Source organism: Devosia sp., from assembly GCF_040509215.1.
Classification (GTDB): Bacteria; Pseudomonadota; Alphaproteobacteria; order Rhizobiales; family Devosiaceae; genus Devosia.
Genome location: NZ_JBEVLL010000385.1, coordinates 1 through 6743, shown reverse-complemented (window position 1 = coordinate 6743; position 6743 = coordinate 1). Strand labels below are relative to the sequence as shown.

The window sequence follows — 6743 nt, the reverse complement described above, 5'->3', positions numbered from 1 at the left end:
TCTTGCTGGTGTCGTACCACTGCTCCGACCATTTGCCGTCGATCAGTTGTCCCATCTTTGGTCCTTTTTCGTCATCTTGCTGTCGGCATTGTCCGCTCATCTGCGTCCACGCCGTGCTGCGTCGTTTCTCTTGTCGGCAAACTTAGTTGTCACAAGCAAAAGCGATAAGGCACCTCAGACGCAACAATGCGTTGTGCAATTGGGATACACCGATCCATTCGGACAAGGAATTTCAGCCATGATGCAGATATTCCCATTTACGGGGACCCATGTGGGTGCTAATGCGGATTCAGACGTGGAGGCGTCCAGGATGGTGAAGGTTTTGCAGATGTTCCGACGACCCTAGTTGGTCGTTCCCGCGCGGTGCCCAAGAGGCGGCCGCATGCCCATTTGCACATAAATCTTCCCTGGATTGACCCATGACCACGCTTGTTGCGGCTGAGGCCGTCGCTACCCCTGTCTCTGGCCAGCCTGTCGTTCGGCCTGCTACCCCCGCAGATGATGCATTTGTTGAAGATCTTCAGGCGATTGCCTTTGGTCCAGGCCGGTTTGCACGTACGGCTTTCCGGGTGCGCGAGCGGTTTCCTATCGATCCCAGCCTGAGCTTGATTTCAGAAGTTGATGGTACGCCGTCCGGCTCGGTCTGGATGACGCCGATCAGCGTTGGCGGCATGAAGGGCTATCTGCTCGGGCCGCTGGCCACGCACCCCAATTTCCGCAAGCGCGGCGCCGGCAAGCTGCTGGCTCGGGAAGTGAGCAAGCGGGCCCTGGCGCGCGGTGAGGGTCACTTTGTGCTGCTCGTCGGCGATCAGGATTACTATTGCCCGCTGGGCTGGGTTACCACCACGCCGGGAAATATCCAGTTCCCCGGCCCGGTCGATACCAGCCGCGTGCTGCTGCTGGCCGATGATCCAGAGCTGGCCAAAACGCTGACCGGCTCGATTGCCGCGTTCGAGGCCGGCGCCTGAGGGCGATCAAAACGGGTGCATCAGGGCAGGGGCTCGCATAAACTCCTGTCCGTGATGCTGAATCGCCCGGACGCTTCCTTGCCCTTCGATATGCCTATTGCCGAGCTGCTTGCCGGCCGCCTCCTGGCCTTGCCGCCGACTTTGCCGGCTGGCGACGAGCTTGTGCCCGATTGGGCGCCGCTCGAACCGTTTTCGCGCCCGCCGACGCCCGCTGCTGTGCTGATCGGCCTCGTGCGGCGGCCGGAGGGGCATACGGTTCTCTATACCGAGCGCTCGCCAGACCTGCGCTCGCATTCGGGGCAGGTGGCTTTTCCCGGTGGCAAGATCGACGCCGCGGATGCGCATGCGGGTGCCGCGGCGCTGCGAGAGGCGAATGAGGAAGTCGGGCTGGAGCCGGCCGAGGCCAAGATCCTGGGCTATATGGAGCCCTACTTTACCGGCAGCAATTATCTGATCACGCCGGTTATTGCCGAGGTGCTGCCCAGCGGTCCATTCGTGCCCAATCCGGGCGAAGTGCATTCGGTTTTCGAAGTGCCGCTCAAGCGTATTCTGGATTCGGCCAGCTACGGGCGTTTCCGCATCAAGCGCGGCGGCAAGGAACACTCCACTTGGCAGATCGACCACGATGGCCACGTGATCTGGGGCATTACGGCCAATCTCACCCGAAAATTCCGCGACCTTATTTTGGGTGAAGCATGATCCCCGACCACCTGCCGCAGACCGAATGGCTCGCTCGTCCCGCTGTGCAGGCGATTTTCGAGGTGCTGGACGGGCGCGAGGGCAAGACCCGCGCGGTTGGCGGCATCGTGCGCGATACGCTGATGGGGCGGTTGAGCCCGGAAGCCGATATCGACATGGCCACAGAGCTTTTGCCTGTTGTCGTGATGCAGCGCGCCAAGGCCGCGGGCATTGCTGCTTATCCCACCGGTATCGACCACGGCACCGTCACGCTGCGTCTTGAGGAGACGACGGTCGAAGTCACGACGCTGCGGCGCGATGTCGAGACCGATGGCCGTCACGCGCAGGTTCAGTTCGGCACAGACTGGACCGAGGACGCCAAGCGTCGGGATTTTACGCTCAACGCCATCTATAGCGGTTTTGATGGCACGCTTTTCGACCCGCTCAATGGCGCTGGCGATGCGCTTGCGGCCCGCGTGCGCTTTATCGGCAATGCCGCCGAGCGGATCGCCGAGGACGGTCTGCGTGTCTACCGTTTCTTCCGATTTTCAGCAAGCCATGGTGGCGAGAAGCTCGATGCGGAAGGACTATCGGCCTGTCAGATGGCGGTGGGAAAACTCGACCATCTTTCGGCTGAGCGTGTCGGATCGGAAATGCTGCGCATGCTGGCGCTGCCCAAGATCGCGCTGACCATCGCTGTCATGAATGAGATTGGCCTCTTGTCACTGTCTCGCAGCGAGCTGTCGGCCGTGCTGCGCTATGAAGTGCTGGGTGGCCACAATCCGGCGGCACGGCTGGCGCTGCTGGCGGGCAGCGATATCGACGCCCAACAGGAACGCTGGCGGCTTTCCAATGCATCAATCGAAGCGGCACGGCGCGTTTTTTCCGCTGCCTTGCTGATGACCGACGATCAGATCGCGCTTGGCGTCTATCGCTATCGCGATGAGGCTATCGAGGGATTGGCTGTTGCTGCGGCCCAGAACAATTGGCCGCGCGAAAGGCTGATGGAAGCAGCCAGAGAAATCTCGCGCTTGCCCAAACCGGATCTTCCAGTGTCGGGCAAAGATATTGTGGCAAACGGGATCGAGCCCGGGCCAGAAGTAGGAGCCACTCTGGCCCGGCTGGAGACGCTTTGGGTTCAGAGCGCCTTTTCGCTAACGCGGGATGAGCTTTTGGAAACCTTGGATATCCGATAGCCCGGCGCGCAGAAATCAGTGCTTGGTCGCGCCTTTGGCGTCGACATCCACGATGCGTTCCTTGATCCGCTCGACCATTTCGGGGCGGACTTCGGTTTCGCCATGGAAATTCTTCAGGTTTTCCACGGCACGACGCACCACTTCCGCCTCGCTTTCGGCTTCGGCCTTCCAGGTCGAGCCGGGGATGAGCGTACCGGAATCAAAGCGTTTCATTGCGTTTCCTCCTTCAATCTTCGGGGTAGAGGGAGAAACGGGGCAGTGGCGAGGTGGTTCCCCTAGTCGTCGACGAATTCGCCGAGCTGTCCCAGACCTTCAATCCACGTGCCGTCGTCGCCGCGGATCACTTCGCGCGAACGTACGCCGCTGCCCTCGGCGATCGCATTGGCCAGTTCCCGGTCGTGCGTCACCACCCAGATCTGGCTGCGCTCGGCAGCCTTGACGATCATGCGCGCCAGGATCGGCAAAAGGGATGGGTGGAGGCTGGTTTCGGGTTCGTTGAGAGCAATGAACGGGGGCAGTCGATAGGACATCAGCGCGCCGGCAAGGGCGAGGAATTGCAAGGTGCCGTCGGATAGTTCATGCGGCGCGAAAACGCGCTTGGGCATTTCGGGATAGCGCAGGCCAAAAGTGGCGTGATCTTCCACTGGAGGCACAACTAATTCGACATTTGGAAATGCATCGCCGATGGCGCGGTCGAGATCGATCGTGTCGCCCCGAATATGGCGAAGAGTGGCGAATACCGCACCGAGATTGCTACCATCGGAGGCGAGCGTAGGGGAGGTCACTGCGCGCGATGGTCGGCGGAGCGCCGATTCCTGGTCGGTTCGGAAGCCGTGGAAGAAGCGCCAGCCGAGGATGGCATCGCGCAAAGTTGCAATTTCAGGGCGGCCGCCAAGGCGAGCGATGGCGGGTTCGCTCGGGAGAAGATCTTCGTCGGCGGTTTCTCGACGGCCATTGGCATCGCGGGCCCACGCCACGCCGCCCTTGCGCTCCATCAGCATGACGGGCTTGCCACGGTGTCGCATTTCGGCGAGTTCGCTTTTGACCTGGGCTTCGTTTTGGAAAGCTGCGGACATCGGCGGCGCAAAGCCGGTCTCTATGCGGTAGCGAAGGCCTTCGTCAAAACCCTCCAACTCACTGAATTCTGCTTCAAGAACGAGGCGATGGGCCTCGCCCGCGCGATAGCCATCGGTGCGAAATTTTGGGTCGAAACTACCGTCGTGCGTGAGGTTCTTGCCGCCGGCCCAGAAGACTGAGGCCAAGCCACCTTCGCGCGCCAGTTCGTCGGCAAGAGTGCCCTTGGCGGCACTCTGCATGAGTTCGAGCGAGCGATAGAGATTGGTCTTGCCGACCCCATTGCCGCCGACCAGTACGGTCAGTTGGCGCAGCGGGAAGCGGATGCGGCGCACCGAGCGATAGCCTGCTATCTCGAGCGCCGCGAGCGTCATGTCAGGGCCACTTCACCGCTGGAGGCATGGAGGACAGGATGGAGTTCACATTGCCGCCGGTCTTGAGGCCGAAGGTCGTGCCGCGATCGTAAAGGAGGTTGAACTCCACATAGCGGCCACGACGGACGAGCTGCTCGTCGCGCTCGGCCTCGGTCCAATTGGTTTCGAAGTGACGACGCACCAGCCTGGGATAGATGGTGTTGAACGCTTCGCCGACCGCCTTGGTGAAGGCGAAGTCGGCGTCCCAGTCACCGGAATTGAAGTGATCGTAGAAGATGCCGCCGATGCCACGTGGTTCGTTGCGGTGGGGCAGGAAGAAGTACTCGTCGCACCAGGCTTTGAAGCGATCGTAGTCGACGCCGGGGCGGCCTTCGCAGGCCTCGCGCATCGCACCGTGGAATTCCAGTGTGTCGGTATCGTCCTGGGTCCGCTTGCGATCAAGCACCGGGGTCAGGTCGGCGCCGCCGCCCCACCACTGTTTTCCCGTGACGATCATGCGCGTGTTCATGTGCACCGCCGGAACGTGTGGGTTCCAGGGGTGGATGATCAGCGAGATGCCCGAGCTCCAGAAGGCGGTGCCAGCTTCGGTGCCTGGCATTTGCTTGGCAAAATCCTCGGAGAAATTGCCGTGGACGGACGAGATATGGACGCCGGCCTTCTCGAAGACGCGACCATGCAGCATGGACATTTCGCCTCCCCCGCCCGCGGCGCGGTCCCAGGGGGTGCGCTCGAACTTGCCAGCAGGCATGTGGGCATTGGGGCCGGTGACCTCGGCTTCAATGGCTTCGAGGCCCGCGCAGATGCGGTCGCGCAGGGCGCGGAACCAGGCGGCGGCGGTGATCTTCTTGGTTTCGATATCGGCAGGGAGGGTCATAGCGGGGGAAATGGACCTTCAGGAAAGCTCTGTAAAGCGGCCAATCTGTCTCATGGCCTCGCCAACTATCATGCTGCCGGCGAGCGCAACATTGATCGAGCGCAAACCGGGGCGCATGGGAATGCGGATACGGAGGTCGCTGCGCTCGGCCACAGAATCAGGCACGCCGGCGCTTTCACGGCCCAGCATCAGGATATCGCCGGGCGCGAAGCTGACGTCATAGGCGGATTGGCTGGATTTTGTGGTCAGGAGGATCAGTCGCCGGCCTTCCTGCGCCCGCCAGGTCTCGAAAGTCTCGAAACTGTCGTGCTGCCGGATGACGGCGTGCTCAACATAGTCGAGCCCGCTGCGCGCAAGGTTTTGCGGGGTGATGGGAAAGCCCGAGGGGTGGATGATATGGACCGTCAGGCCCAGGCATGCGCCGAGGCGCACGAGCGTGCCGGTATTGTTGGCAATGTCGGGCTGATAGAGGGCGATATCGAGCGACAAGGGCGTTGTCCCCGGGGCGTGCCCGGTCCATCCGAGAGGTTTGGCGCCAGGATATAGTTGCGCTCAAGCCAACTGTCACCCGTCGCGCACTGGACAAGCCCTTCCGACAGTGCAAAAAGAACCCCAACTGACGGACCGCTTGAGGGCGGCTGGCTTGTCGATTCTGCTTATGGTGTCGAAGGCTGGAGCCGGTTCCGTCATTTGTGCATCGTACGGGGAAACGGACTTGTCCACGCAAGCAGAACACTCATCCACCAACCGGCGGGATTTTCTCTTCGTCGCCACGGGCGCCGTCGGCGCTGTTGGTGCCGCCGCAGTGGTATGGCCGCTGATCAATCAGCTCAATCCGGACGCGTCCACGCTGGCGCTTGCCAGCATTCAATATGATGTGGGTCCGATTGCCGAAGGGCAGTCGGTGACCATCATGTGGCGCGGCCTGCCGGTTTTCGTCCGTCACCGTACGGCGGCCGAAATTACAGAGGCCCAAGCCGTCCCGCTCTCCGACCTCAAGGACCCGGAAACCGACGAGGCACGCACCAAGCCCGGCCACGAACAGTGGTTGATCATGATCGCCAACTGCACCCATCTGGGATGTATCCCTGTTGGCGAATCCGGCGATTTCGATGGCTGGTTCTGCCCGTGCCACGGTTCGCACTATGACTCGGCTGGTCGTATCCGCCGCGGCCCCGCACCGAAGAATCTGGTCGTGCCGCCGTATGAATTCCTCAGCGATACGCTGGTCCAGATCGGTTAGTGGGGGCTTTTCCGATGTCAGAACATTCGACTTACGTTCCGGGAAGTGCCGTTGAGAAGTGGCTGGACGACCGCCTGCCGGTGGTGCGTTTCGCCAAAGAACATCTCATGGATTTCCCCACGCCGAAGAACCTCAACTACTGGTGGACGTTCGGCGCCATTCTCGTGATGTGCCTTGGCGTTCAGATCGTCACCGGCATCATTCTTGCGATGCACTACACGCCCAACGTGGCCATGGCGTTCGACTCGGTCGAGCACATCCGTCGCGACGTCAATGGCGGCCGCATCATCCAGGCAACCCACGCCGTGGGCGCCTCGATGTTCTTCATCGCGCTCT

At 61.5% G+C, this 6743-nt stretch carries 9 protein-coding genes and 1 pseudogene; 6 read left to right on the top strand and 4 right to left on the bottom strand.

The window, feature by feature from the left end; all coding sequences use genetic code 11:
* The 4 genes from ABW043_RS21600 to ABW043_RS21585 form a co-directional block, all read left to right on the top strand.
* On the top strand, positions 1-346 hold a 346-nt coding region (locus ABW043_RS21600; protein ID WP_353923257.1), incomplete at its 5' end, for a hypothetical protein.
* Between the two features lie 73 nt (positions 347-419).
* Entirely contained in the window at positions 420-968 is a 549-nt protein-coding gene (locus ABW043_RS21595) for a GNAT family N-acetyltransferase (protein WP_353923256.1), read from the top strand.
* Between the two features lie 78 nt (positions 969-1046).
* Positions 1047-1667 (top strand): CoA pyrophosphatase, encoded by a 621-nt coding sequence (locus ABW043_RS21590; protein ID WP_353923255.1) that lies wholly within the window; start codon positions 1047-1049, stop codon positions 1665-1667.
* Positions 1664-2842 (top strand): CCA tRNA nucleotidyltransferase, encoded by a 1179-nt coding sequence (locus ABW043_RS21585; protein WP_353923254.1) that lies wholly within the window; start codon positions 1664-1666, stop codon positions 2840-2842. The genes ABW043_RS21590 and ABW043_RS21585 overlap by 4 nt, the downstream gene beginning before the upstream one ends.
* A gap of 15 nt (positions 2843-2857) precedes the next feature.
* Here ABW043_RS21585 and ABW043_RS21580 read toward each other — a convergent pair whose 3' ends face one another.
* The 4 genes from ABW043_RS21580 to ABW043_RS21565 form a co-directional block, all read right to left on the bottom strand.
* The gene (locus ABW043_RS21580; RefSeq protein WP_353923253.1) at positions 2858-3055 is read right to left on the bottom strand and encodes a DUF1059 domain-containing protein; all 198 of its coding nucleotides are present in this window, start codon (positions 3053-3055) and stop codon (positions 2858-2860) included.
* Positions 3056-3117: 62 nt separating this feature from the next.
* Entirely contained in the window at positions 3118-4290 is a 1173-nt protein-coding gene (locus tag ABW043_RS21575; RefSeq protein WP_353923252.1) for an AAA family ATPase, read from the bottom strand.
* A 1-nt stretch (position 4291) separates the two neighbouring features.
* Positions 4292-5164, bottom strand: coding sequence for an oxygen-dependent coproporphyrinogen oxidase (gene hemF / locus ABW043_RS21570; protein ID WP_353923251.1), 873 nt, complete (start codon positions 5162-5164; stop codon positions 4292-4294).
* 18 nt (positions 5165-5182) lie between these two features.
* Complete coding sequence (locus ABW043_RS21565) at positions 5183-5653, bottom strand: tRNA (cytidine(34)-2'-O)-methyltransferase (RefSeq protein ID WP_353923250.1); 471 nt, start codon at positions 5651-5653, stop codon at positions 5183-5185.
* Positions 5654-5879: 226 nt separating this feature from the next.
* Between ABW043_RS21565 and petA the strand changes: the two genes are divergently transcribed.
* Together petA and ABW043_RS21555 are read left to right on the top strand one after the other, a co-directional pair.
* Positions 5880-6407, top strand: a complete 528-nt coding sequence (petA, locus tag ABW043_RS21560; RefSeq protein WP_353923249.1) for a ubiquinol-cytochrome c reductase iron-sulfur subunit — start codon at positions 5880-5882, stop codon at positions 6405-6407.
* 14 nt (positions 6408-6421) lie between these two features.
* Positions 6422-6743: pseudogene (locus ABW043_RS21555) on the top strand (cytochrome b); the annotation flags it as partial.

What these genes read in the sequence shown, in the direction of transcription:
- ABW043_RS21595 (WP_353923256.1), top strand. Translation starts at nt 420, where the DNA reads ATGACCACGCTTGTTGCGGCTGAGGCCGTCGCTACCCCTGTCTCTGGC.
- ABW043_RS21585 (WP_353923254.1), top strand. Translation starts at nt 1,664, where the DNA reads ATGATCCCCGACCACCTGCCGCAGACCGAATGGCTCGCTCGTCCCGCT.
- ABW043_RS21580 (WP_353923253.1), bottom strand. Translation starts at nt 3,055, where the DNA reads ATGAAACGCTTTGATTCCGGTACGCTCATCCCCGGCTCGACCTGGAAG.
- ABW043_RS21575 (WP_353923252.1), bottom strand. Translation starts at nt 4,290, where the DNA reads ATGACGCTCGCGGCGCTCGAGATAGCAGGCTATCGCTCGGTGCGCCGC.
- hemF (WP_353923251.1), bottom strand. Translation starts at nt 5,164, where the DNA reads ATGACCCTCCCTGCCGATATCGAAACCAAGAAGATCACCGCCGCCGCC.